The sequence below is a fragment of the Ignavibacteriales bacterium genome (genome assembly GCA_026390795.1).
Classification (GTDB): Bacteria; Bacteroidota; Ignavibacteria; order Ignavibacteriales; family Melioribacteraceae; genus Fen-1258.
Map to the genome: position 1 here is coordinate 1,000,491 of JAPLFG010000003.1, position 24,464 is coordinate 1,024,954.

Here is a 24,464-nt window from a genome sequence, read left to right on the forward strand (position 1 = left end):
ATTTATGCCTGCTTAACGAGAATTGATTCGATTATTTTTGAAACATCATCGCATTGATCTAGAACTCTTTCCGATGTCTGGAAAATATCTTTCCATTTCATAATATAGATGGCATCGTTATTATTGCCGAAAAGATCAGCCATCACTTCATTTCTAAGCTGATCTCCTTCATCTTCAATTAGATTCACTTCATTACAATAACGGAGTATCTTTTTTGAATCTTTCATGTTGCGCAATCCGTTTATTGCTTTTGAAAGTGCTTCTATTGAGCGATCAATTAGTTTTACTTCTTCTTTATATCTGGAATTGATCTCGGTAATTTTATAAACTTTCATATGATTGGATACTTTGAGTATATAATCAATTACACTATCTAGTTCATGCGCTAATTGATGAATATCTTCTCTATCAATCGGTGTGATAAAAGTTTTATTCAATTTTTCAACGATGTTATAAACAATGCTGTCGGCAGTACGTTCAATTTCTTTTATTTTTTTTACATCTTCTTCATCAAAACTTGCCTTGTTCATATTCTCTTGGAATTGTTTTGATGCAATTACGCAATGCTCGGCTAATTTGTCGAACATATCATAAAATTCATATTCTTTCGGTAAAAGGTTGAAACCCATTTTGATTTCCCATTTATTGGTAATTAAAGCCATTAAAGATAAGGCATTTCTGAAAATTTTTTATGAACTTTTTACCTTGAAGTGACAACAACTCTTAATATTAAAACGGAATAGCCTATAAAAGCGTGTAAATACATCCTTACATGCTTCTTCTTTAAAGCAATTTTAAAAAATAAACGAGGTAAATAGAACTGATTGAGAAGAATTAATAAAACGTTATTAATTATTTTTTGTGGGTATTGTAAAAATAAATTTGCTGCCTTTTCCAAGTTCACTTTCCGCGCGAATTATGCCTCCATTTTTTTCAACAAATTCTTTGCATAAAATTAATCCTAATCCTGTTCCTTTTTCTCCGTTTGTCCCTTCTGAAGTAGATACATTATCAATCTGGAATAATCTTTCTAAAATTTCTTTGCTTATTCCGGTACCGTTATCTTCAACCCTAACCTCCACATAATTTTCGTCATTTTTAAAATTCACAGAGATTCTTCCGCCTTGGATAGTAAATTTAATTCCGTTCGAAATTAAATTTCTCAATACCGTCTTAATCATGTCTTCATCGCCAAATGCAGTCATACTCTCTACAGAATTTGTGTGCAGAGTTATTTTTTTATAATTGGCGGTAGACTCCAGAACGAAAAAAACTTCCAAGACGATTTCGTTTAGGTTCAACTCTTTTGGATTAAATTCCATGCCGCCAGTTTGCAATTTAGACCAATAGAGTAAATTTTCTAGCAGTTTATAAGTCTGTCTTCCGGAATCATCAATTGAACTAATTAATTTCTTTTTTTCTTCATCATTAAGCGATTCAAATTCGTTCAGGAGAATATTTGTAAATCCAAAAATTGCGGCAAACGGATTTCTCAAATCGTGCGCAATAATACCGAAGAATTTATCTTTCATTGCATTGAGTTCCCGCAATTTTAGGTTTGTAATTTTTTTGGAGTGGTACCGGGAATAGATAAAAACTGAAAGCATAACCACTAGCAGCGAAATAATAATCCAGTAATTTTTTTGTCTTTTCTCAAACATTACATCTTTCAATAAAATTGCATTTTCTTTCTCAACCTTTACCGCATTATAATTTGACTCTATCTCTGTAACAAAAGCAATATTCTCCTGGTTGCTAACGGAATCTTTGAGCTGATGATATTTCTTACTAAAGAATAGTGCGTTCTTGAAATCTTTTTTAATCTCATTATACTGTGCAACAAATTTATAGCATTCAAGCTGGCTGTAGATTTCTTTAGTTCTAGCCGCAATCTTTAATGCAGCATCAAAATTTTTATCAGCTTTTGAATAATCACCGATTTTTGCATAAATCAATCCGAGGTTATTATGGTTTGTTATTTCTCCTTCAACAAATCTGATTCGTGCAGACATTTCTAAAGCTTGCTTACGATAAGTGATTGCTTTGGAATAATCTTTATTGTGGTAATATACTCCTCCAATTCCACCCCAAACGGTAGCAAGCCCTTTTTTGTCATCCAGAGCTTTATATACCTTCTCAGCCTCCATGAAATAATAAAGAGCACGTTGAATATTTTCCTGATCAAAATAAACTTCTGCAATTAAATCGAGTGCCTGAGCTTTGCCTCTTCTATCGTTTATTTCTTCACGTATTTTAAATGTGCGTTTCAAATACTCCAGAGCTTTTATATAATTTTGCTGCCGTCGATAGATCAGTCCAATGTTAACAGTACAATAAGCCATTCCATCTTTATCTTTCAACTTTTCAAAAACAGCAAGTGCTTTTAGAATATATTCCAACGCATGTCTATGACTACCTTCAAGCCGGTAGATACCGCCAATATTATTATATGAATAAGCGATTTCGACTGAATCATTTGCTTCTTCCGCGAGACTGAGTGCCCGTTTGTAGAGAGAAATAGATTTGTCATAGCTTCCGAGATTCCGATGAACAACACCGAGAAAGTTTAGTGACTTTGCCTGAAGTGTCTTATCTTCTATTTTAACAGCTATTTTAAAAGCTTCTTGACCGGCTTCCAACGCAAGCAACGGAAATTTATTTCTGTTTACAAAACAGAATTCGTTGAGTAAACGAATTTTTGTAGTATCCGGTTTCTGTTTAATCTTTTCGAGAAGTGTATCAACTTTGTTTTGAGAGAAAATAAGGGCAACCGGTAAAAGAAAAACTAGTAGGATGGCAAACAATGTTTTCTGTTTTTGTATCAATTTGTATTTCCAGCTTAGATCAAGTTGCAAATTAAATAATCATTTTCTCCCCCAAGAAGAAGATTAGAGTTAAATTCTCACAAAAAAGTTTAAAAATAGACAGTTCATCAACATATTGTCGGTATTTATTTTAAACTCTTTAGCTCTTTAATGAATTTTTAGCAAAAAAAGGGAAAATATAGTTTATTCCTGCTCGGGCATCCCTAAAGCGACCCATTCTTCTTTTGCGGGACCATAAACACCCGGGACTTTCAATCCGGCTTGTCTCATAAGTACAGTCATTTGTCCGCGGTGATGAGCCTGATGTGCAATAAGACTAGACAAAACATTCGCTCTCTTCCAAACTTGACCGTACATGTTAATATCGTCATTCAGCATTTCATCTGTCCACATTTTTGATATTAACTCATTAACTGCCTTGGATCCATTTTCATATTCATTATAAATAGTTTTAGCAGAATTAGGTGCGGGTTTTTCTTCGAGCATTTCGAATGGCAATCCGGTTTTGGAAAGCATTTCCGGAATTGTCGTTGTTATATGCCAGGCGATAAATCCAAGCGATCTCCCATTCTCAGAAACTTTTTGCTTGAGAGACTCATCGGTTAAATTTTTTAGAATCTTCAGAGTTACTTCACTCTCATATTTCCAGTCTTCCAAAAAATCGTTGATTGTTCTGAACATATTTTTTCTCCTTTTACATTCAATTAAATTGAATGATGGGTTGAAAAGTTAATTATGCACCGATCACTCGCTTCGTACATGATGACATCTTCGATGTCATTTTAATTTTATTTCGTGTATACCGCCGGCAAAATCTTTTTGAGATTGAATTTCGATTTTGATTGACGGCGTTTTAACTGTTTCGAATTCTACATTATTATATTTATCTTTTTCCGTTGTGTAGGGGTTTGTATTTGTTGGATAAACAGCATGCCAGTCATTCCCTTCTTTATAATAAACTTTCCACGATTGTGGAACGCGGCACTCACCAATTCCTGTATCATCAAACCAATAAATTGATAATTCAGATACTTCCTGCGGTTTCTCAAAATCAATTTGAACAGATTCTTTCTCACCTTTATTTGGCCACCAATGAAAATATGGTATCGATTCATCCGCTGAACTTTGCGGTTCCATTTGGTCTTTCATTACTTGAGGATTTTTTCCATGAGATACGGTTAATTTTGCATTGGTTAGTATTGTCTCGCCATATAAAGGTCGAACTGCGCTTTCGTCCTTCGCGAACCAGACGCTCATCTCACCTTTACCGCGGTGAGCCCATGCGTAATATGGAATTGCTACAAAATCATGTTCTGATTTTTCCAATCCTTTTTTATCATTGCTTATTCTATAACCTAAAACTTTTCCTTTAATAATTTCAACACCATTAAGTAAATCTGGTTTGAATTCTGCTTGCAGGTTCGAATTTTCCGGCAGCAATATGTTATGCACCAAGCCGTCTTTGTTGTCTTTCCATTCGGCTGCATACACAAGTGGTCCGCGCTGAAGAGCAATTCTTCCTTTATCAGCTTCAACTTTTTCATTCGCAATTATTTTTCTTACTTCCATCGGAAGAGTTAACTCAACTACATCAGCGGCATTCCATTTTCTATTGATCTGCACATAACCTTTTTCAATATTCAACGGCATCTGCTGGCCGTTAACGGTTAACAATACTTTCTGCGTTTGAATATCTGTGAATTTATATAGATCGCTAGCGATTGGTTCATTCTCCGCCCAGCCCGGAATTCTGATATCAAGTGAAAATTCTTGAGATCCTTCTTTAGGCGATACAGTGATTTTTATTTTTCCATCCCATGGATAATTTGTTTCCTGCTGCAGATTAACCGCACCATCATTTAGTTTAATTTCAGTTTGATTGCTGGTGAATAAATTTACGTACAACTGATTATCCTTAGTGGCGTAAATATAATTTGCAACCGAGGCGATGAAACGGGTTACGTTAGTCGGGCAGCATGCGCAATCGAACCAAGCCGCGCGTTCATGCGTGCCGAATGATTCTAAAACATTTGGATAGAAAAATTTATCGCCGCTCATAGAGATACCGGAAAGAAGCGCGTTGTAGAGAGTCCGTTCAAGTACATCAATATATTTTGAATCACCTTTCAGCAAAAACATTCTATGATTCCAGAGAACGTTTGCAATTGAAGCGCAAGTTTCGTTGTACGCACTCGCATTCGGCAATTCATAATTTTTTCCAAAACCTTCCCATGAACCGGATGCGCCGACTCCGCCGGTTAAATAGATTTTTTTACCGGCAACATTATCCCAGATTTTATCAAGCGCATTAATGTAATCCTGATTTCCAGTAAGAGCTGCAACATCCGCCATGCCGGAGTACATATATCCCGCTCTTACTGCGTGTCCGACTGCTTCGTCCTGCTCAATAACCGGCTTATGATCTTGGTTATATTCTCCCCAAGATTTTCTTCCGTTGACGTAGTTGCCCCGCATATCAAGAAAAAATTTAGCGAGCTTTAAATATTTTTCTTCACCTGTAACGCGGTAAAGTTTTGCCAAACCAATTTCAATTTCTTGATGCCCGCTTGGAAGCATCAATTTGCCGGGTCCAAAAATAGTATTTACGAGTTCGGCGCTTTTGATTGCAACATCGAATAAAGTTCTTTTTCCTGTTGCCATAAAATGAGCAACCGCCGCTTCATAAAGATGACCGAGATTATAAAGCTCGTGACTACCTTCCTCGTTTAACCATCGAGAGGGACCGGTAACTTTTTCAAATTTCTTTGATCCCATTGTACGAACGGTATAGAGATAGCCGTCTTTTTCCTGAGCAATTGCGATAAGTGAAATTATTTTATCTAGTTGTTCGTCTAACTGTTTGTCAGGCTTTAGCATTAAAGAATATGATGCGCCTTCAATAACTTTGTAAACGTCCGAGTCATCAAAATAATATTTACTGCAGAAATCACCCGTTTCTAATTTTCCGGCAATTGCAAAATTTTTAATGCGTCCGGTTTCCTCTAACAGTTTTAAAGCATAAGGAATAGTTACCGTGCGGTTAATCTCCATTCTATTAAACCAAAATCCATTTGTCATTTGAACTTGTGTGAAAGGAACAGGATGAATTGGATAATCTTTTTTCATTTGTGCAATGGCAAGAAGCGGTAAAAGTAAAGCTATAATAATTGGCTTTTTCATTGTGACCCTCGGAAATTCATCCTCAAATTAATGGAAGCTAAACTGAATTTCTATTTTTTCTTTGTTTGAATTTGATTTTCGTATTCTTCATATTAAATAAGGCAAACAATTATTGAGGCAAGAAATGACCGGAAATAATATGTTAAATAGAACATTCACTATCGTCGTTTTGTTGTTATCAATATCGTCTTTTTGCTTTGGTGAATACAGGACAGATTCTACTCATGAAAAGAAACCGCGATATATCAAAGGGGTTTACCGTGTCCCGCTTGTAGAACGCGATGGAAAAAAAATCTGGATTGTTGATGGATTAATTATACGTAGAGAAATTTATCCCGAATTTTTATACGGCGGAAATGAGGAGCGCTATCCGTTTATTCCCAAAAATGAAATTTGGATTGACCACGCCATCTCTGTTGAAGAATTTGAATACACACTGGCCCACGAACTCAATGAAAGAAATCTGATGGCGCGTTATGGAATGAGTTACGAGGAAGCGCACGATTCATCGCTTGTTCTCGAACACCGAATACGTCATAGAGATCAACTCAAGGCAGATGAACATGAAAAAAAAATTGGTCGCGTATCACCAACTGATTGTGACGGTCTAAAACAGTTATCGGATTTGCCGGATTCAATCTCGTTGATTAAGGTTTACCGAAAATATATTAGAACCGAAGATGGAATTAATATTTGGATCGTTGACGGATCAAATGTACGCCGGGATGTTTTTCCGGATTTCGGATTAAGCGGCAATGATCTTGCGTACAATTTCATTCCTAAAAATGAAATTTGGATTGACGGAGATATTTCATGCGAGGAGACAGAATTTTCCATAACGAGTGAATTAGTTGAGCGTAAATTTATGGCTCAAAAAGAAAATTATGATTACGCATACCTTAAAGCTTTAAAATCTGTTTCTGCAGAAAGGGAAAAGGCAGAAAAGCTTGCCAGCAGACATAAATCAATCGTAATTCCCTCAATTCTCGAGCGTGATACCGGCACCGGAAAAGAAAAAAAAGATCACTAAATTATTTTGTTAACTCCGCAACTGCTTCACTAAGGAGCCGGTTGAATTGTGCCGGATCTTCAAGCATTACAAAATGACCAATTCCTTTCATCATTTTTAATTCATATGATTTTACAAATTTGCGGTTTTCTTCTTCATGAACCGGGTAGCGGTCGCAATTGATTCCGATTATCGGAACATTAATTTCTTTTAAAGCTTCGATCGCGTTGTCTTTAAACATATTTTCCATCGCACTAATTGCTACTTCCGGCGGTGCGGAAGCCATGTCATCAGAAACCTTTTTTACAAGATCGGGGTCAGCGCTCGGCGGAAACATTGATTTTACAAATTCTTTTGTGTGCGCGCTGAAATTCTCTTTGAACGGTTTCAAGAATGGTTCGATCTGATCAGCAGTCATAGTTTCACCAAGATTCTGAAAAGTATCAGCTCCGACCAGACCAACAACTTTATTTTTTAAAATACGTGCAGCTTCAATTACAACCGCACCGCTCATCGAATGACCGATCAAAATAACTTTTTTCAAACCAAGTTCATTAACTACAGCGGCAACATCTTCGCCGAATAATTCCATTGTATAATTTATTCTGTTTGTTCCGGATTCACCGTGCCCTGCAAGATCGATAGTAACAACTTTATACTTTGGTGAAAATTCATTTACCTGATTCTCCCAGTAAGTTTTATCACAGCTCCAGCCATGAACAAATATAAGCGCAGGTTCCTCTTTGCCTTCAGCAAAGAAACTTATCTTTACTCCATCCTTGGAAAGAACATTCTGCTGCTGCGAATAATTATCGGAACTAAAAAAAGCAACCAGAATGATCATAAATAATGTAAACATGATTTTGTTTTTCATATTAAAACCTTTCATCGTATCACCTATATTTTTTTTCTATTGGTTAATTATTTTTTTCTTCCTGTAATATTACCGCCGGAACTTTAACCTTGTTAACAATTTCATTGAATTTCGGAATATCAATTTCAACCACCTCATTTAGTTTTTTCAGTTCGGCATCTATTTTCTCGACTAATTCATTTTTCACTTTGTACGATTGCTCGGTTGGTTTGAAATCCCCGCTCTCCACCGAACCATTCAGCGAAGAAAGTTTATCGTTCAATCGAACCGGGAAATTCAACGGATCCTGAGAGCTTTTATTTTTTGTCTGGTATAATGTTTCTTCTATTGCAGTTATTTTTTTATTTATCTCTTCGCCAACTTTTTTAATCTCATCGGCATCTTTCCGGTTCTTTATCCTATCATTTACACCGTTAATCTGTTTACGAATGTTTCTTATCGTTTTAATCGCTTTATGAGTTTCTGTTAATTTTTCACATGTTGTTAAAACAAAATCGAACTGGGCTTTCAATTCTTCCTGCGTAGAAGAGGAACGCGGATCTTTTACAATCACAAATGGAACCGTTGTGCTGTCTTTGCCGTAAATTAAAGTTGCTTTGTATTCTCCCGGAATTGCCTTCGGTCCGGTCATCCCGCCGCCACCCCAAAGAATCATTCCATCAAATTTTTCTGCGTCAGGGTAACGCATGTTCCAGATAAATCTCTGCAGTCCTTTTTTAATAGGAAGCTGTTCGCCGCGTTCTTTTGTCTTTGGTTTGAATGACTTAATAACTATTCCGGTGTTGTCTGAAATTTTTAATTCGACGGCATTACTATCCGGCATCTCTTTGAAATAATAATTTAGAATAACTCCGCTTTGCAAATTTTTCCCGGATGTAATTCCATCGCCCCGGCCGCTGCCGCTGATCCGGTAAGTTTCCCGCGGCTGATACAAATAATAATTTTTCTTCATCACATCTGCATTTAATAATCGGAGCGGAGTGATATCGTCAATTATCCAGAATGATCTCCCTTGTGTTGCAACTATCAAGTCTTCATTTTTTATTGCAAGATCTGTTATTGGAACGATTGGAAGATTCTGCTGGAATGATTGCCAGTTGTCGCCGTCATTAAATGATATATACATTCCTTCTTCGGTTCCGGCGAATAACAATCCTTGCCGTTTTGTATCGGCACGAACAACGCGCGTAAAATGTTCTTCTTCAATTCCATTTACAATTTTCTTCCATGTTTTTCCAAAATCGTTTGTCTTGAGTAAGTAAGGTTTGTAATCATCGGACTTGTATCTTGTGGCAGCAACATAAAGCCCGCCCTCATTAAAAGGATTTGCCTCAATGCTGTTTATTTGCGCCCATTCCGGTAATAATTCTTTTGGCGGAGTTACATTTTTCCAATTCTTTCCACCATCGGTTGTTAGATTTATTAAACCGTCATCGGAACCAGTCCAAATTATTCCGGCTTTCAAAGGACTTTCCGCAAGAGTAAAAATTGTGCAGTAGTACTCAACTCCGGTATTGTCTTTGGTAATCGGTCCTCCTGAAGAAATTAATTTAGTCGTATCGTTACGTGTAAGGTCGCCGCTGATCGCTTCCCATTTTTCTCCGCCGTTCGTTGTTTTAAACAAAACATTTCCCGCGGCATAAAATGTATTCGGATCATGAATTGAAAAGAGCAAAGGGAAATTCCATTGGAAGCGGTATTTCCAATCTTTAGCACCATGTCCCATTGGTAAATCGGGCCAGACATCAACAGTATGCCGTTCATTAGTATGATGATTTATCATCTCTATTAATCCGGCATAATTTCCGCCGTAAACAACATCATTGTTCTTAGGATCAACTGCGAGCCAGCCGCTTTCCGCGCCGGCTGTTTCTTCCCAATCACGGTCGCCAATACTTCCGCCTTCTGTACGATGAGAAATTCTAACAGTACTATTATCCTGCTGCGCACCATAAATTCGGTAAGGGAAATGATTGTCAGTAGTAACTCTGTAAAACTGAGCCGTCGGTTGATTATACATAGAACTCCAGCTCTTTGTACCGTCAAGAGAAATTTGAGCGCCGCCGTCGTCCCCAATAATCATGTTGTCTGGGTTATCAGGATTAATCCAGAGATCGTGATGATCACCATGGGGAGTTCCAATTCCTTCAAAACTTTTCCCTCCATCTTTTGAACGCCAGAAACCTACATTAAGTATGTAAACTTTGTCTTTTGGATCTGAATAAATTCTTGTGTAATACCACGCACGCTGGCGGAGATTTCTATCTTCATTTACCTTGATCCAATTTTCACCGCCGTCATCGGAGCGGAATAAACCGCCTTCCTCGGCTTCTATAAGAGCATAAATTCTATGAGGATCTGCTTTTGAAACGGTAACTCCTATAATTCCCAAAGTTCCTTTAGGTAATCCTTTGCTGCTGGAAATATTTTTCCAAGTCGTTCCGCCGTCAATTGATTTCCACAAACCGGAACCTTCGCCGCCGCTTTCCAAACTGTAAGGAGTACGTTTAACTCGCCAAGTTGATGCGAACAAAATTCTTGAGTTTGTCGGATCCATCGTAAGATCAATCGCACCGACTTCATTATTTACGAATAGAACTTTTTCCCAATTTTTACCGCCGTCTTTTGTACGGTATATTCCGCGCATTGAATTCGGTCCGTAAAGATGACCTAGGCAAGATACCAGAACTAAATCAGAATTTTTCGGGTCGATCACAATTCTTGTTATATGACGTGAATCTTCAAGCCCAATATGCTTCCACGTTTTACCGGCATCTTCACTTTTCCATATTCCGTTTCCGCTGTTAACATTTCCCCTTACTGTTTCTTCGCCCGTGCCTGCGTAAATTACATTCGGGTCCCATGAACTGACAGCTATTGCACCTATGGAGCCGCCGAAATAATTGTCGGATATATTTTTCCAAGTCGTTCCGGCATTTTCACTTTTCCATACTCCGCCACCCGTTGAACCGAAATAAAAAAGCGATGTATTAGATGGAACTCCTGTAACCGCACAAGATCTTCCGCCACGGTAAGGACCAATGCCGCGGTAATTTAGTCCGTTGAAAAATGTTGTATCAATTGTTTGAGCAAAAATGTTTGTTGTTAAAAAGAGAAAAATAATCGAAACAATTTTTGAAAAACGTTTCATTCTGTTTTTCCTTCTCTGTTATAATTCTGAGAAAGAATTTATCTGAAATAAGCTGTGATTTCAACTTTTTTCTCATTAGCAGAGTGAACTTTATTTATTTCTTCTTCATTAAATTTTTATAAAGATTTTAATTTCCGATTATTTCACTTTTTCTCTAAGTTTCAGTCTGTGGAAACAATATCGAGGCTTAAATGAAACAGAGGAAACTGGGCATAAATGGTCCATTGGTTTCGACAATTGGATTAGGCTGCATGGGAATGTCTGAATTTTACGGAAATGCAGACGAGACTGAATCGATTGCAACTATTCACTATGCTCTTGAGCTCGGAATAAATTTCTTGGATACTTCGGATATGTATGGTCCGTACAAAAATGAAGAACTTCTTAACAAAGCGATCAAAGGAAAAAGAGAGAAATTTATTCTTGCTACTAAATTTGGAATTTTCCGCACAAACGATCCGAATGTTCGCGGCATTAATGGACGGCCTGAATATGTTAAATCTTCTTGTGAAGCATCTTTGAAACGTCTTGGTGTAGACTGCATAGATCTTTATTATCAGCACAGAGTTGATCCAACAGTACCAATCGAAGAAACAGTCGGTGCAATGGCAGAGCTAGTTAAAGAAGGAAAAATAAAATATATCGGACTTTCAGAAGCCGGACCGAAAACTATTAGAAGAGCAAATCAAGTCCATCAAGTTACCGCACTTCAGTCCGAATATTCTCTTTGGACACGAGACCCTGAGGATGAAATTTTAACACTTACAAAAGAACTTGGAATTACATTCGTTGCTTACAGTCCTCTAGGTAGAGGATTCTTAACAGGACGATTCAAAAAATTTGAAGACTTTGAAGAAGACGATTACAGAAAATTCTCTCCAAGATTTCAAGGAGATAATTTCCAAAAGAATATAGAACTTGTTAAAAAAGTTGAAGAGCTTGCAAAAATAAAAGGAGTTCTTCCCGGACAGTTAGCATTAACTTGGGTAATTGCTCAGAGCGATAACATAGTTCCAATTCCCGGAACAACTAAACTAAAACATATTGAAGAAAATGTTGCCGCAACGGAAATAATTTTAACAAAGGATGAGCTTGCGCAAATTGAAATGGGCTTTCCGAAAGGTGCCGCAAGCGGGCTTAGATATCCTGAAGCGATGATGAATTCTGTGAACCGATAATTTTGATTTAAGAGAAAGAATGTTTGGTTAATTACTAAGAAGAAGATTCTTCAGTTCTGAATATTCTTTCCCAATTTGAATTGACTTTTTTTCTTTCGTGAGACAATCTGCAAGCCGGTCCGGCATGGCAATTTCTGTTTGAATAACATCTTCAACAACATCCTTGAATTTTGCCGGGTGAGCTGTTTCTACAACAATACCATTCACAATTCCGGCATCATATGAAGATATAAATTGTTTTATCGCTTGGTAACCAACAGCGCCATGAGGATCCATTACATAATTATATTTTTCAAAAACTTCTTTGATTCCTTTTCTCGTTTCTTCATCAGACCAGCTGGAAGATGAAATATCTTTCTCCATCTCAACATGATCATCATTATACAAATCAATAATTCTTTCAAGATTACTTGGATTGCCGACATCCATCGCATTTGAGATCGTGTGAACAGAACTGCGCGGATTAAATTTGCGAGTGTCAATGAATTCTGTGAAAACATCATTTCGATTCGTGGCGCCGATAAATTTAGTAATTGGAATTCCCATTTTCTTGGCGAATAATCCGGCTGTAATATTCCCCAAGTTACCCGAAGGGACAGAGATTACAACAGGTTTGGTTTTATCTTTTATCTGACGATATGCATTTATAAAGTAGAAAGTTTGCGGAATCAACCGCGCGATATTAATTGAATTTGCAGAACTAATATTTAATTTAGCTTTGAGTTCGTCATCTACAAAAGCGTCTTTCACTAGACGCTGGCAATCATCAAACGTTCCGTTTACCTCAATGGCGGTAATGTTTTTATCAAGAGTTGTTAATTGTTTCTCTTGAATTAAACTTACTTTCCCTTTTGGATAAAGGATGAAAACATTAATTCCTTCAACTTCGTAGAATCCATGTGCAACTGCGCTGCCTGTATCTCCCGAAGTTGCTACAAGTATATTAAATTCTTTGTTCAAATCTTGGGCAAAATACTCCATAGTCTTTGCCATAAAACGCGCGCCAAAATCTTTGAATGCCAAAGTCGGTCCGTGAAATAATTCCAATACAGATAATTGTTCTGATAATTCAATCAAGGGAGCGGGAAAATTAATTGCGTTTTCAATTATGGTTAATAACTTTTGATCATTAATCTCTCTGCCGATAAAATTTTTTGAAACTTCATAACCAATCTCTTGTAAGGAATATTTTTCAATCTCTTTCACCATTGATGACGGCATGGCTGCAATTGATTCCGGCATAAACAAACCGCCGTCTTTTGCCAGACCTTCCATTACGGCAGTTTTAAAACTCACAAAATTATTTTTAGAGCGTGTACTGTAATAATTCATTTAGCCAATCACTCTCGGACCGATTTTATTGATCGCAGAATTATAGACAATATTTTTCTTCACATATTTTGAAGAAACTCTCTTCATTGCAATTCCGATTTTTTCTGCATTTTCTTTTGATGTACTGAAAGCGAACATTGCCGGTCCCGATCCGGATATGCTGCAGCCGATCGATCCGGAATTTAAAGCAGCTTCTTTTATTTCATAAAAACCGGGAATCAATTTTGCGCGCGCAGGTTCGGCAATTAGATCATTCATAGATCGTTTAATCAGATCATAATCGCTCTTCAACAAACCGGCAATTAATCCCGCTGCATTGCCTGTTTGAGTTATTACATCTTTCATAGGCAGATTTTTTTTGATAAGCTTTCTTGCCTCGGATGTTTTTATTTCAAATTGAGGATGAAGGATTGTACAAAATAATTTTTTAGGAGAGGACAATTCAATTATATCTGTCGGGTTGTAACCGCGTATTAGAATGAATCCGCCAAACAGGCAGGGCGCAACATTATCTGCATGAATGCTTCCGGCGGCAACTTTTTCACCGAGCAAAGCAAATTGCAATAATTCATATTTTGTAAATGGTCTGTCAAGCAATTCATTCAAAGCAAATGGAGCGGCTACAGCACTTGCCGCACTCGATCCGAGTCCACTGCCGGAAATAATCTTTTTTCGGATTTCAATTTCTACTCCAATATTAATCCGCAATTTCGAAAGCATATTTTTTAATGCTACAGTTGCCGTATTTTTTTTTATATCGAAAGGTATTCCGCTTTTATCACCGGTGATTTTTAAAATTTTAATTCCAGGTTTGTCTGTTAGTCTTACTATCATTTCTTCAACGGGAGTATTAATAGCGAAACCCATAATGTCGAATCCGGGACCGACGTTTGAAACTGTTGCAGGCACAACTACTTTTATACTTTTTGAATTCATAAATATTTATCCAGGTAGCCCTTTGCTTTCATTAATTCTGCAATCAGAATAGTTCCGCCTGCAGCGCCTCTAACTGTATTGTGAGAAAGAACTACAAATTTGTAATCGAATAAAGGACATTCGCGCAGTTTGCCGATGGAAACGGACATCCCGTTTCCTAAATTTCTGTGAAGCTTTGGCTGAGGAAATTTTTCATCATCCAAATAAATTAATGGTTTCTCTGGCGCGAAAGGTAAATTAAGTTTCTGAGGTTCGCCGGAATAATTATTCCATGCGTTAAGAATTTCTTCTTTTGAAATTTTCTTTTTCAGCTTTATCTGAACACACTCAGTATGACCGTCAATTACCCCAACTCGATTGCATTGCGCGCTAACAATCATCTTTGAGTATTCAAATTTATTTTCTTTTAGTAAACCAAGAATTTTCTTCGGTTCCTTTTCCATTTTTTCTTCTTCACCGCTGATAAATGGAATCACATTATCAATTATATCCATACTTGGAACACCTGGATATCCGCCGCCGGAAATAGCTTGCATCGTTACTACGTTCACGGATTCGATCCCGAACTTATCATCGAGCGGTTTCAACGCCATTACCAAGCCGATGGTCGAGCAATTGGGATTTGTTATTATAATACCGTTTCCAAATTTTTGTGTTCTTACAAGTTCGAGATGATCCGGATTTATCTCCGGCACAATTAGAGGTACATCATCATCAAAACGGTGATTGCGCGCGTTCGAAATTACAACATACCCTGCTTTCGCAAAATCCTCTTCGATAGTTCCGGCAACCGAAGCATCGAGAGCAGAAAAAACAATTTTCGATTTCAGTGTGGGTACACATTTTTTAACTTCCATTTCAGCAATATCTTTTTTCAATGGCGTTTGCATCACCCAGTTAACAGCATCGCCGTATTTTTTCCCGGCGGATTTATCGGAAGCGGCGAGCTCGGAAATCTCGAACCACGGATGATTACAAAGCAACTCAATAAATTTTTGACCCACACTGCCGGTTGCACCAAGAATTGCAACATTTATTTTTTTCATCTCGCTCATTTCTTAACTCAAATAATTTGATATTCTTAAAATGTCCGAAAGGATTCCTACTGCAGTGAAATCCGCACCGGCGCCTTGCCCGCGGATTACAAGGGGATTTTTCCAATAATTTTTTGTGGTGAATGCAACAATATTCTCACTGTTGGTTAGATTGGAAAACGGATGATTCTTCTCGATCTCTTCAATTGCCAATCTTGCTTTTCCATTTTCATATCTGGCAATGTAACTCAATACACAATTTTTCTCAGCAGCGTTTTTCTTTTTCTGAATAATCCGTTCGTCATCTTTTTTCAACAGTTCAAAAAAGTCTTCAATGCTTTTTGCATTTTCCGATTCTTGAGAAATTAGTTTTTCAATTTCAATATCTTTTAGTTCGAACGGAACTCCGGATTCGCGGATCAGAATTAAAAGTTTTCTTGACATATCCAGCCCGCTTAAATCATCACGCGGATCCGGTTCGGTATAACCTTTCTCTTTAGCAAGTTTTACAACGTCGCTAAAGCTGTCTTTCTCTTTCAGTGTATTAAAAATAAAACTAAGCGTTCCGGAAAATATCCCTTCTATCTTCACAACTTCATCGCCGTTTGCGATAATATCTTTTAATGTGCTTATAACCGGGAGCGCAGACCCAACATTTGTTCCGTATCTGAACTGAACATTTTTCTTAGAGGCGGCTTCTCGTAATAACAGATACTTATCATAACTTTGTGTATTAGCAATTTTGTTCGGCGTTACAATCGAAATGCTTGCGTTTAATATTTGCAAATAATTTTTTACAACGCTGTCGTTTGCCGTGCAATCAACAAGTATTGAATTGGGAAGATTCAGCTCTTTCATCCGTTCAATAAATTTTTCAATATCAGATTCTTCTTCGGAGTTGCCAAGCAATGTTTCCCAGTAATTAAATTCAATCCCGGATTCGTCAAAAAACATTTTCTTCCTGTTCATCAGCCCTGTTACATTTATTTTTGTCCTAAGCCGATCAGAAACGTAAACATTGCGGTCCACCAAAAGACGAAGCAGTGCGCTGCCAACCAATCCCGGTCCAACCAGAAATAAATTCAAAATTTTCCGTTTTGATAAGAACAATGAATTATGTAAAACATTCAGCGCTTTCTTCAAATCGGTTTTTGATATCACCAAAGAAATATTTAATTCTGAAGAACCTTGTGCGATTGCGATTATGTTTATTCCGTTTTTGCCGAGCGCTTGGAATACTTTTCCGGAAATTCCGGGAGTGTGCCGCATGTTTTCACCGACAACTGCGATGATCGACATATCAGCTTCGACAATCACTTCATCAATCATCCCGTCACGTATTTCCCATTTGAACTCTTCTTCGATTAAATTTTTGGATTGCTTTCCTTGCTGCGGCAAAACTGCGAAACAGACACTATGTTCGGATGATGCTTGTGTAATCAATATAACATTGATGTTCGCTTTCGCGAGCGCGCTAAAAATTCTTGAGGCAATTCCAACAACGCCGACCATTCCGCTTCCGGTAATTCTTAAAAGAGTGATATCGTCTATCGAAGAAATTCCTTTTACGCTGAAACTGCTTTCCGGTTCGCTCTCTGTTATTACGGTTCCTTTGAATGCCGGATTGAAAGTGTTCTTAATTCTAATTGGTATTTTTTTAATCAGAGCCGGTTTCATTGTTGGCGGATGAATAACCTTTGCACCGAAGTGTGACATTTCCATAGCCTCTTCGTATGTAACGGAATTAAGAGAATATGAATCGTTGACCTTGCGCGGATCCGCGGTTAAAATCCCGTTAACATCGGTCCAAATTTCAATTTCCTCTGCATTCAAAGCGGCTCCTAAAATGGAAGCGGTGTAATCCGATCCGCCGCGTCCAATCGTTGTAGTCTCATTGTTATCAGTCGAACCGATAAATCCGGTTACTACCTGAACTTTTTTATGCTTCGCAAAATGATCTGCGATATTTTTTTCTGTCAAATCAAAATTTATTCTTGCGTTGCCGAAGTTATCATCCGTTTTAATTATTAATCTACTATCTAAAAATTCTGAATCTATTTCACGCGCATTCAATGCTCCATCAATTATGGTACAGGAAAGTTGTTCACCAAAACTCATTACAAAATCTAATGTGCGTAAAGTGAGTTCTTTAACTAAAAATATTCCGCGAAGGATTTCATCAAGCTCATCAAAAAGAGAAGTAAGTTTTGATTTAAGTTCACTGCTGTTCTGCGCCGGGATAAGAAAATCAATTGCCTTGAAATGAATATCCTTTATCTGATCTAGATCATTTATGTAGAAGTCATCACGGTTTACCGCTTTCTGACTAATGGAAATAAGACTGTCCGTTATTCCTTGGAAGGCAGAAAACACGACTGCAAAGCGAATCTTCTTTTGCTGATATTCGCTCAGAATCTCGATGACACTCTTAATTCTTTCCGGAGTCCCGATTGATGAACCACCAAATTTTAATACTCGCATTATTTTACCGGCTTTTAATAAATATTGGATTTTATATTCATATGATACTAAAAAAATATTGGAAGAGAAAAGTTTTACTCTGTAATTTCAGTTGTCAATAAAACCAAAACAGGAATGATTTATGAAATCCGTAAAATTTATCATTTGCACATTTTTATTTCTTGTCATATTCGCAATTCAGATTCCGGCACAAGAAAATGAGAAATCGGCAAATGAATTAATCGAAAAGAAATTTGAATCACTCGATCACCGTCTCGATCAGCTGGCAAAAGCAATTGATGATATTCAATGGTACAACAAAGTTGGAGATGTTGCCAATATAGAAAAAGTTTTTATAGTCGGTCCGCCTCCGGCAAGAATTCCAAATCCGACTGCTATGGGCGCAAATAATCCTCTAAAATTTTGGGCTTATGTTTTTATTCCAACCAAGATCGATCGAAGCAAAAAATATCCGCTTATTGTACTTCCTCACGGCGGAGTTCATGCAGACTTCACAACATATCATACGCACATCATACGCGAAATGATGGCTCAAGGCTATATTGTTGTAGCTCCGGAATACCGCGGCAGTACCGGATACGGTCAAAGTTTTTATGAAAAAATTGATTATGGCGGATTGGAAGTTGACGATAATAATGCAGCACGAGCATGGATGATTGAGAACTATGACATTGTTGATAAAAATCGTGTTGGTATTACAGGATGGAGCCACGGCGGATTAATTGCATTGATGGATATCTTTCAGCATCCGGACGACTACAAAGTGGCATTCGCCGGTGTTCCTGTAAGCGATCTGATTATTCGTTTAGGTTCTCACGGCAAATCGTACGAAGATGAATTCTCAGCTAAATTTCATATCGGTAAAACGGTAAATCAAGACGTGAATGAATACAGAAGAAGATCACCGGTTAATTATGTTGAGAAATTAAAAACTCCTCTTCTTATTCACACGAACACAATTGATGATGACGTATATGTTCTTGAAGTCGAACATTTAATTGAGGCATTAAAAGCTGCCGGTAAAAAATTCGATTATGAAATTTTTAAAGAAGCGCCCGGCGGACATAGTTTTGACCGCATTGATACAAAACTTGCTAAAGAAATTCGAATGAAGATCTATAAATTTATAGGTGAGTATCTAAATCCACCGTTTCCTTTTAAGACAATTAAGGACTTAGAAAAAGCAGGTTACCGTTGATTATAATTCGGGGCAGAAAATTTCTGCCCCGAAATTCTATCTCCGCCTTGGAACAATAATTCGATCCCTAATCATTTTAGGAATTACGAGTTCCGAAACTTCTTTACTGAAAATTTTAGGTGAACTTGGATTCACCGATTCTGTAATTGCCGACCAGATCATTTTCCCATCTTCGGTTGGTTCCCAGAGAGTTGTTTCTATTTGAGTTATTGTTTCCCTTTCTATATATCCCGGCGTTCTTATTACACTATAGCCCATTCCGTACCATCTTCTAAATCCAAAACCGTAATTAAGCGGCATATAATAAAGTCGTCCCGGAACGCGATATTTTTTACTCTCTTCATTCACTTTTTGAATGAGAACTATTCCATCATAATTATCTTTAAAAAGATTGGGTATATCCTTCTCTTGCGGCACATCATTTGGATAATAATTGTATGATGGTGTGGCTTTTATCCCTTTTGCTCGTAAAGCTTCTACGTATGAATCTTCCCAAATTCTTTTCTTAAGCTTATTATTGTTTATCGCCAAGACCAAAACATTTTTCATTGTGCCGCGTTTATATGTTTGGTCTTTCCAGGAATCAATAAGTCTGGAAGAAGAACAACCGGCAAATAGAATAGCTGAGAATAAGACAATTGTAGAATAGAGCAGCAATATTTTAAATTTTCCACTCATTGCTAAACTCCTTCTTTTTATTTTACAACAATTTGACAAAAGTTTAATGCATAAGGTTTATCAAGAATCCAGGTGAATTAAAAGTACCCTTGAATAAAGAAATTAACAATGCAAAAATTCATTTTACAGTATGCTGATTTTAGATCCGGAATTTATAATACTATTTATATTTTAGATGGAATTACAAAATCAGAGGCAGGCTTTACGATTATCCATAAACTACCGCGCTCAAATAACCGACCACCTCGGAATCATCGCCTGTTATATCGCCGGAATCTGTGCGAGAGAGAACTTTAGATTTTCTTCTATTGATTAAATCCGCTGTTTTCATCATTGCAACTATACCGCCACCGCCGCATGCTTGACAATTTCCGGTCTCCAAATCTTTTTGCAAACCTTCATAATCAAAATTAGCAATATGATTTTCGACAATTGAATCGAGTCTGTTGGCTTCGGCTTTTGAATAAAAGTGAGAAAGATCCGAACTCGCAATAATCAATGTTTCATCATCAACAACTTCGGCAAGTTTTTGTGCAAGTCCATCAATAAACATTTTACCTTGGTCCCCCATTACAATCGGTACAATTAAAAAATCTTTTAAAACTGTTTGCAGAAATGGCAGCTGAACTTCAACAGCGTGTTCTGTACGGTGCCCGTTCAATCCTTCAAAAATAAATTTATCAGCAGCTGTTAATTTCAAAACCATCTCTTTATTGATTGCGACTTCACCTAAAGGAGTTTTATAAGCATCGCCGCTGAAAATAGAAATCCCCGGAAAGTATTCCCGGTGAGATGGGGAGATTATAACAACAGTTTTATATTTTTTACCTGCTATAGTATTAAATGCAATTGCTGCAGATCTTCCGGAATAAGCATAACCCGCATGAGGGGAAACTATTCCAAAAACATTTTCAAATTTTTCTTCGGATTTATAAGTATCAAGTAGAAATTGAATTTCATCTTTCAATTTGTTTGCAGACGACGGATAAAACATACCTGCAACAGCTGGCTCACGTACTTTTTTCATTTTGATTCTTCACCAATAGATGAATCGGAAAAAACAGTTGCTGTAAAACCGCTCAGTTTAAGTTGTTTTGTTTTCCAGTAACCTTCTTGAAATCCTGTCTTTCGGCAGATTGCATCTAGGAATTGTTCTCGATTCAGATTATGTTCAATCGGAACTTGCGGAAGTAAAAGCCCGCGTCTTCCTTTTTCTTCAAGTATCAATCCGTGTTTCCCTATTTTAACTTCTTCATAACTATTTAATGGAAACGGTTCCGAAAGGATTGAAATTTCCAATGCGAGATTTTGTATTTCGGAATTTCTTACTGGTGAAAATCGCGGATCGTGTTGAGATGCTTGAACGGCTGCTTCACATACGGTTTCAAATAATGGCTGGTCTGATGTTATATATCCTATACATCCCCTAAGGTGTCCATGATCCGTTAATGTTACGAAAGCGCCTGCGTGTGATTTAAAGATTGGGTGTTTGTCGTAATCGGGTTGAGTTATTTTTTCACCGGAGAAGAAAGATTTGATGGCGGTTCGGGCAGTATCAAGAAGAATTTTTTTCTCTTCTAAAGTCGGTTCCATTTTATACTTACTCTTAATCTATTTCAAAGACTAAAACTTCATTTTTTTCACGAAGCAGAAAAAGAAAATTTTTGTACACGAAGAATGAATCTGTAAAGAGCGCCGAAGCGTTTGCATTTAGAACTTCATTAAGAATAATTTGTTCATCGTTTAAATTCATTGCTAAAAATTTATTAATGTAACTTCCCTCAAAAACTTTAGAATGAAAATTAAAAAAGAGAAGATCACTGCGGAAATTATACTCCACTTCTCCTTCAATAGCAAGATTCTTGGTTTGAGTATTTATAGCCCCGAGAATTCTTGGATCATCTTCGTCTTTATTAATAATTTTAGGATAAATATAATTACTCCAATCTTTTTCGTCTTCAGCTTTTCTACGAAGATCGTTAATTGTTTTATAATCATTACCAAAATCTTTAATCAACTCGCCATTTAAATAATCGAGAGAAAAGAAATAACGCTCTTCAAATCCTTGCTGGAAACCATAAACCAAATTGTCTTCAACAAATAGAAAAGATAAATCGCTGTTAGTCCACAAAATTTTCTGTGATGCAATATCAAAAGCGATAATCTGCTTATGCCCCGGTAAATCAGGTTTCGGAAATTTGTGGAATAAGATAATGTCTTTGTAGACTGCTTCAATGCCAAGCCAGAATTTCTCTTCTAGTTGAAGATCTGAAAAAATTATTCTGCCGCTTTCTAAATCGTAACAGTGAAGGTAAACTTCTTTTGTGTTTGTGTCCCGCGTCTCGAGAATCAATTTATCGCTGTCGGAAATAAGAATTCTCCATATTTGCCGGGGTGATTTATACGAGAAATGTTTTTTCATTTTCATTTTTTATTTTGAGCGAAGAGAAGAATCCCAAATGTTAGAGATTCTTCTCCGCTAAGTTGTACTGAATTAAATCGGTTTAAATTTTGCTGTGAAATGTCTAAGCATAGGCGCTTCGTATGTGATGGTATAACCTTTCATTTTATCTCTATTCTTAAATACCTCGATCATAACTTCGGCAACATAATCAATGTGGCTTTGTGTGTAAACTCGCCGCGGGATTGCAAGGCGTACAAGTTCCATCATCGCTGGAATCAATTTTCCCTTTTCATCATATTTGCCAAACATTACAGAACCAATCTCCACAGCTCTTATACCCCCTTCAATGTACATTTCACAAACAATTGATTGACCGGGATATTGTTCGGACGGAATCTTTGGCAGAAATCTTTTTGCATCAATATAAATTGCATGTCCTCCGGGCGGTTCGATAATAGGAATTCCGGCAGCTAACATTTTTTCACCAAGATATTCTGTGCTTCGAATTCGATATTGCAAATAATGTTCGTCTACAATTTCTTCCAGACCTTGTGCAATCGCTTCAAGATCTCGTCCGGCTAATCCGCCGTAAGTTGGAAACCCTTCCGTCACAATTAAGAGATTGCGGCATTTCAAAGCGAGTTTATCATCGTTAAGCGAAAGCCATCCGCCAATATTTACAAGCGCATCTTTTTTGGCGCTCATAGTAGAACCATCGGCGTATGAAAACATTTCCTGACAAATTTCCAGGACAGATTTATTCTCGTAACCTTTTTCACGTAGTTTTATGAAATATGCATTCTCCGCAAAACGGCACGCGTCCAGGAACAAAGGCAAGCCATATTTATTACAAACAGCTTTTACTTCACGGATATTCTGCATCGAAACCGGCTGACCGCCGCCGGAATTATTCGTTACCGTTAATACAATGAGGGGAATATTTTCTTTACCGGTTTTTTTGATGAACACTTCGAGCGCTTCAATATCCATATTTCCTTTGAATGGTGCGCGCTGTTCCGGATGTTTTCCGATTTCAACAAGTAAGTCAACCGCTTCAGCTCCGGTAAATTCAATATTGGCGCGTGTAGTATCGAAAAATGTGTTGCTTGCAAAATATTTTCCCGGTCCGCCGAGAATCGAAAAGATTATTTTCTCAGCTGCTCTTCCTTGATGAGTTGGAATGATAAATTTATCGCCGGTTATTTTTTTAACTGCCGCTTCAAAGACATAAAAACTTTTTGCGCCGGCATAACTTTCATCACCGCGCATAATTCCCGCCCATTGATCTGAACTCATTGCAGATGTTCCGCTATCGGTCAGCAAATCAATCAAAACATCATCGGCACGGATTAGAAATGGATTGTATCCCGACTCTTCCAAAATTTTCTTTCGTTCTTCTTTAGTTGTAAATCTGATCGGTTCAACCGATTTGATTTTGAACGGCTCAATAATTGTTTTCATAACACCTCAGTAAAGGATGAATAATTTTTCTTTGAGTAAAATTACGAATTCTTAACAACTTCTCGGCAGAGACTTTTCGAGCTTTTTTAAAAGAATCCGGATTCAGAGGGAAAAAATGAATGAGTTTGCGTGTAAAGCATGCTTGACTTTTAGTAAAGGATGCTATATTTTGGATTTGTTAAAAAGATCAAAATAAAGGGAGGTAAAAATGAAAAATGTTTTGAAGAATTTCTCGTTTCCTTTTAAGACACAAATTTTGATATTATCACCAATTGTTCTTTTCTTACCATTGTTTATTCTTGCGATGTTGCCAACCGAACAGTTTCTCCGATTACCGGATTATGTTCATCGTATTACGCTAATATTTTCATCTCTCTTTGGATCGATCGGATTTATCTACTGCACTCTCGGTTATCATTTCCAGATTCTACGTGGTGATGAATTGAAACTTAAGATTCATTTAGAATCTTTGAACATCGCATTTACCACATCATTAGTTTTCCTTTTCATCTTAATCTTTGTTTTTGTGAATTTTGCTCCTAAGATGCTGAATTACATTTTGGTAATTCTTACCGTTGTAGGAATTGTTTCTTATCTGCTCGGAGCAGAATATGTTAAAGAGAAGTATCAGTGAAAAAAATACGCCACATACTGAGCACGGCACACAGACTATGTCAAGAGGATTTGGCCTTGCTGCAAATACATTGTTCAAAGAAAATACCA

Annotated in this window: 19 protein-coding genes; 4 read left to right on the forward strand and 15 right to left on the reverse strand. The window is 37.2% G+C overall.

All coding sequences use genetic code 11. The features are described from left to right. Positions 1 to 2: 2 nt before the first annotated feature. From NTX65_08045 to NTX65_08060, 4 genes are all read right to left on the reverse strand, one after another. On the reverse strand, positions 3 to 629 hold the full coding sequence (locus tag NTX65_08045) for a DUF47 family protein (protein MCX6169275.1): 627 nt from the start codon (positions 627 to 629) through the stop codon (positions 3 to 5). Positions 630 to 848: 219 nt separating this feature from the next. Next, positions 849 to 2,825 (reverse strand): tetratricopeptide repeat-containing sensor histidine kinase, encoded by a 1,977-nt coding sequence (locus NTX65_08050; protein MCX6169276.1) that lies wholly within the window; start codon positions 2,823 to 2,825, stop codon positions 849 to 851. Between the two features lie 183 nt (positions 2,826 to 3,008). Then, entirely contained in the window at positions 3,009 to 3,506 is a 498-nt protein-coding gene (locus tag NTX65_08055) for a hypothetical protein (protein ID MCX6169277.1), read from the reverse strand. A 96-nt stretch (positions 3,507 to 3,602) separates the two neighbouring features. Further along, positions 3,603 to 6,005, reverse strand: coding sequence for a glycoside hydrolase family 127 protein (locus NTX65_08060; GenBank protein MCX6169278.1), 2,403 nt, complete (start codon positions 6,003 to 6,005; stop codon positions 3,603 to 3,605). A 139-nt stretch (positions 6,006 to 6,144) separates the two neighbouring features. Between NTX65_08060 and NTX65_08065 the strand changes: the two genes are divergently transcribed. Further along, complete coding sequence (locus NTX65_08065) at positions 6,145 to 7,035, forward strand: hypothetical protein (protein ID MCX6169279.1); 891 nt, start codon at positions 6,145 to 6,147, stop codon at positions 7,033 to 7,035. Position 7,036: 1 nt separating this feature from the next. Here NTX65_08065 and NTX65_08070 read toward each other — a convergent pair whose 3' ends face one another. Together NTX65_08070 and NTX65_08075 are read right to left on the reverse strand one after the other, a co-directional pair. Beyond that, positions 7,037 to 7,888 carry an alpha/beta hydrolase gene (locus tag NTX65_08070; GenBank protein MCX6169280.1) on the reverse strand — a complete coding sequence of 284 codons (852 nt, stop codon included), beginning with the start codon at positions 7,886 to 7,888 and terminating at the stop codon, positions 7,037 to 7,039. Between the two features lie 43 nt (positions 7,889 to 7,931). Beyond that, entirely contained in the window at positions 7,932 to 11,039 is a 3,108-nt protein-coding gene (locus tag NTX65_08075) for a hypothetical protein (protein MCX6169281.1), read from the reverse strand. Positions 11,040 to 11,230: 191 nt separating this feature from the next. On the opposite strand from NTX65_08075, the gene NTX65_08080 reads away from it, so the two are divergent. Further along, entirely contained in the window at positions 11,231 to 12,217 is a 987-nt protein-coding gene (locus NTX65_08080) for an aldo/keto reductase (GenBank protein MCX6169282.1), read from the forward strand. A 27-nt stretch (positions 12,218 to 12,244) separates the two neighbouring features. Here NTX65_08080 and thrC read toward each other — a convergent pair whose 3' ends face one another. From thrC to thrA, 4 genes are read right to left on the reverse strand one after another with little or no spacing between them, the layout of a single operon-like run. Then, on the reverse strand, positions 12,245 to 13,549 hold the full coding sequence (gene thrC / locus NTX65_08085; protein ID MCX6169283.1) for a threonine synthase: 1,305 nt from the start codon (positions 13,547 to 13,549) through the stop codon (positions 12,245 to 12,247). Beyond that, positions 13,550 to 14,485: a homoserine kinase gene (locus NTX65_08090; protein ID MCX6169284.1), complete on the reverse strand. Its 936-nt coding sequence runs from the start codon at positions 14,483 to 14,485 to the stop codon at positions 13,550 to 13,552. Continuing rightward, on the reverse strand, positions 14,482 to 15,540 hold the full coding sequence (gene asd, locus NTX65_08095; GenBank protein ID MCX6169285.1) for an aspartate-semialdehyde dehydrogenase: 1,059 nt from the start codon (positions 15,538 to 15,540) through the stop codon (positions 14,482 to 14,484). Before asd ends, NTX65_08090 begins: the two co-directional genes overlap by 4 nt. Before the next feature lie 3 nt (positions 15,541 to 15,543). Continuing rightward, the gene (gene thrA / locus NTX65_08100) at positions 15,544 to 18,000 is read right to left on the reverse strand and encodes a bifunctional aspartate kinase/homoserine dehydrogenase I (protein MCX6169286.1); all 2,457 of its coding nucleotides are present in this window, start codon (positions 17,998 to 18,000) and stop codon (positions 15,544 to 15,546) included. 121 nt (positions 18,001 to 18,121) lie between these two features. Here thrA and NTX65_08105 point away from each other — a divergent pair, with 121 nt between their 5' ends. Beyond that, positions 18,122 to 19,198: a prolyl oligopeptidase family serine peptidase gene (locus tag NTX65_08105; GenBank protein ID MCX6169287.1), complete on the forward strand. Its 1,077-nt coding sequence runs from the start codon at positions 18,122 to 18,124 to the stop codon at positions 19,196 to 19,198. 36 nt (positions 19,199 to 19,234) lie between these two features. Here NTX65_08105 and NTX65_08110 read toward each other — a convergent pair whose 3' ends face one another. From NTX65_08110 to NTX65_08130, 5 genes are all read right to left on the reverse strand, one after another. Continuing rightward, complete coding sequence (locus NTX65_08110; GenBank protein MCX6169288.1) at positions 19,235 to 19,876, reverse strand: hypothetical protein; 642 nt, start codon at positions 19,874 to 19,876, stop codon at positions 19,235 to 19,237. A gap of 208 nt (positions 19,877 to 20,084) precedes the next feature. Beyond that, on the reverse strand, positions 20,085 to 20,903 hold the full coding sequence (gene amrB / locus NTX65_08115) for an AmmeMemoRadiSam system protein B (GenBank protein MCX6169289.1): 819 nt from the start codon (positions 20,901 to 20,903) through the stop codon (positions 20,085 to 20,087). Continuing rightward, a complete protein-coding gene (amrA, locus tag NTX65_08120; GenBank protein ID MCX6169290.1) occupies positions 20,900 to 21,469 on the reverse strand; it encodes an AmmeMemoRadiSam system protein A in 570 nt (189 codons plus the stop codon). Before amrA ends, amrB begins: the two co-directional genes overlap by 4 nt. Before the next feature lie 13 nt (positions 21,470 to 21,482). After that, positions 21,483 to 22,298 (reverse strand): DUF4905 domain-containing protein, encoded by an 816-nt coding sequence (locus NTX65_08125; protein ID MCX6169291.1) that lies wholly within the window; start codon positions 22,296 to 22,298, stop codon positions 21,483 to 21,485. 72 nt (positions 22,299 to 22,370) lie between these two features. Beyond that, positions 22,371 to 23,741 carry a tryptophanase gene (locus NTX65_08130; GenBank protein MCX6169292.1) on the reverse strand — a complete coding sequence of 457 codons (1,371 nt, stop codon included), beginning with the start codon at positions 23,739 to 23,741 and terminating at the stop codon, positions 22,371 to 22,373. 208 nt (positions 23,742 to 23,949) lie between these two features. On the opposite strand from NTX65_08130, the gene NTX65_08135 reads away from it, so the two are divergent. After that, positions 23,950 to 24,375 carry a hypothetical protein gene (locus NTX65_08135; protein ID MCX6169293.1) on the forward strand — a complete coding sequence of 142 codons (426 nt, stop codon included), beginning with the start codon at positions 23,950 to 23,952 and terminating at the stop codon, positions 24,373 to 24,375. Positions 24,376 to 24,464 lie beyond the last annotated feature (89 nt).

Coding starts and splice junctions, on each gene's coding strand:
- NTX65_08135 (MCX6169293.1), top strand. CDS start 23,950: ATGAAAAATGTTTTGAAGAATTTCTCGTTTCCTTTTAAGACACAAATT.
- asd (MCX6169285.1), bottom strand. CDS start 15,540: ATGAGCGAGATGAAAAAAATAAATGTTGCAATTCTTGGTGCAACCGGC.
- NTX65_08090 (MCX6169284.1), bottom strand. CDS start 14,485: ATGAATTCAAAAAGTATAAAAGTAGTTGTGCCTGCAACAGTTTCAAAC.
- NTX65_08130 (MCX6169292.1), bottom strand. CDS start 23,741: ATGAAAACAATTATTGAGCCGTTCAAAATCAAATCGGTTGAACCGATC.
- NTX65_08080 (MCX6169282.1), top strand. CDS start 11,231: ATGAAACAGAGGAAACTGGGCATAAATGGTCCATTGGTTTCGACAATT.
- NTX65_08065 (MCX6169279.1), top strand. CDS start 6,145: ATGTTAAATAGAACATTCACTATCGTCGTTTTGTTGTTATCAATATCG.
- NTX65_08045 (MCX6169275.1), bottom strand. CDS start 629: ATGGGTTTCAACCTTTTACCGAAAGAATATGAATTTTATGATATGTTC.
- amrB (MCX6169289.1), bottom strand. CDS start 20,903: ATGAAAAAAGTACGTGAGCCAGCTGTTGCAGGTATGTTTTATCCGTCG.
- NTX65_08105 (MCX6169287.1), top strand. CDS start 18,122: ATGAAATCCGTAAAATTTATCATTTGCACATTTTTATTTCTTGTCATA.
- NTX65_08125 (MCX6169291.1), bottom strand. CDS start 22,298: ATGAAAAAACATTTCTCGTATAAATCACCCCGGCAAATATGGAGAATT.
- NTX65_08075 (MCX6169281.1), bottom strand. CDS start 11,039: ATGAAACGTTTTTCAAAAATTGTTTCGATTATTTTTCTCTTTTTAACA.
- amrA (MCX6169290.1), bottom strand. CDS start 21,469: ATGGAACCGACTTTAGAAGAGAAAAAAATTCTTCTTGATACTGCCCGA.
- thrA (MCX6169286.1), bottom strand. CDS start 18,000: ATGCGAGTATTAAAATTTGGTGGTTCATCAATCGGGACTCCGGAAAGA.
- NTX65_08110 (MCX6169288.1), bottom strand. CDS start 19,876: ATGAGTGGAAAATTTAAAATATTGCTGCTCTATTCTACAATTGTCTTA.
- NTX65_08070 (MCX6169280.1), bottom strand. CDS start 7,888: ATGAAAAACAAAATCATGTTTACATTATTTATGATCATTCTGGTTGCT.
- NTX65_08055 (MCX6169277.1), bottom strand. CDS start 3,506: ATGTTCAGAACAATCAACGATTTTTTGGAAGACTGGAAATATGAGAGT.
- thrC (MCX6169283.1), bottom strand. CDS start 13,549: ATGAATTATTACAGTACACGCTCTAAAAATAATTTTGTGAGTTTTAAA.
- NTX65_08060 (MCX6169278.1), bottom strand. CDS start 6,005: ATGAAAAAGCCAATTATTATAGCTTTACTTTTACCGCTTCTTGCCATT.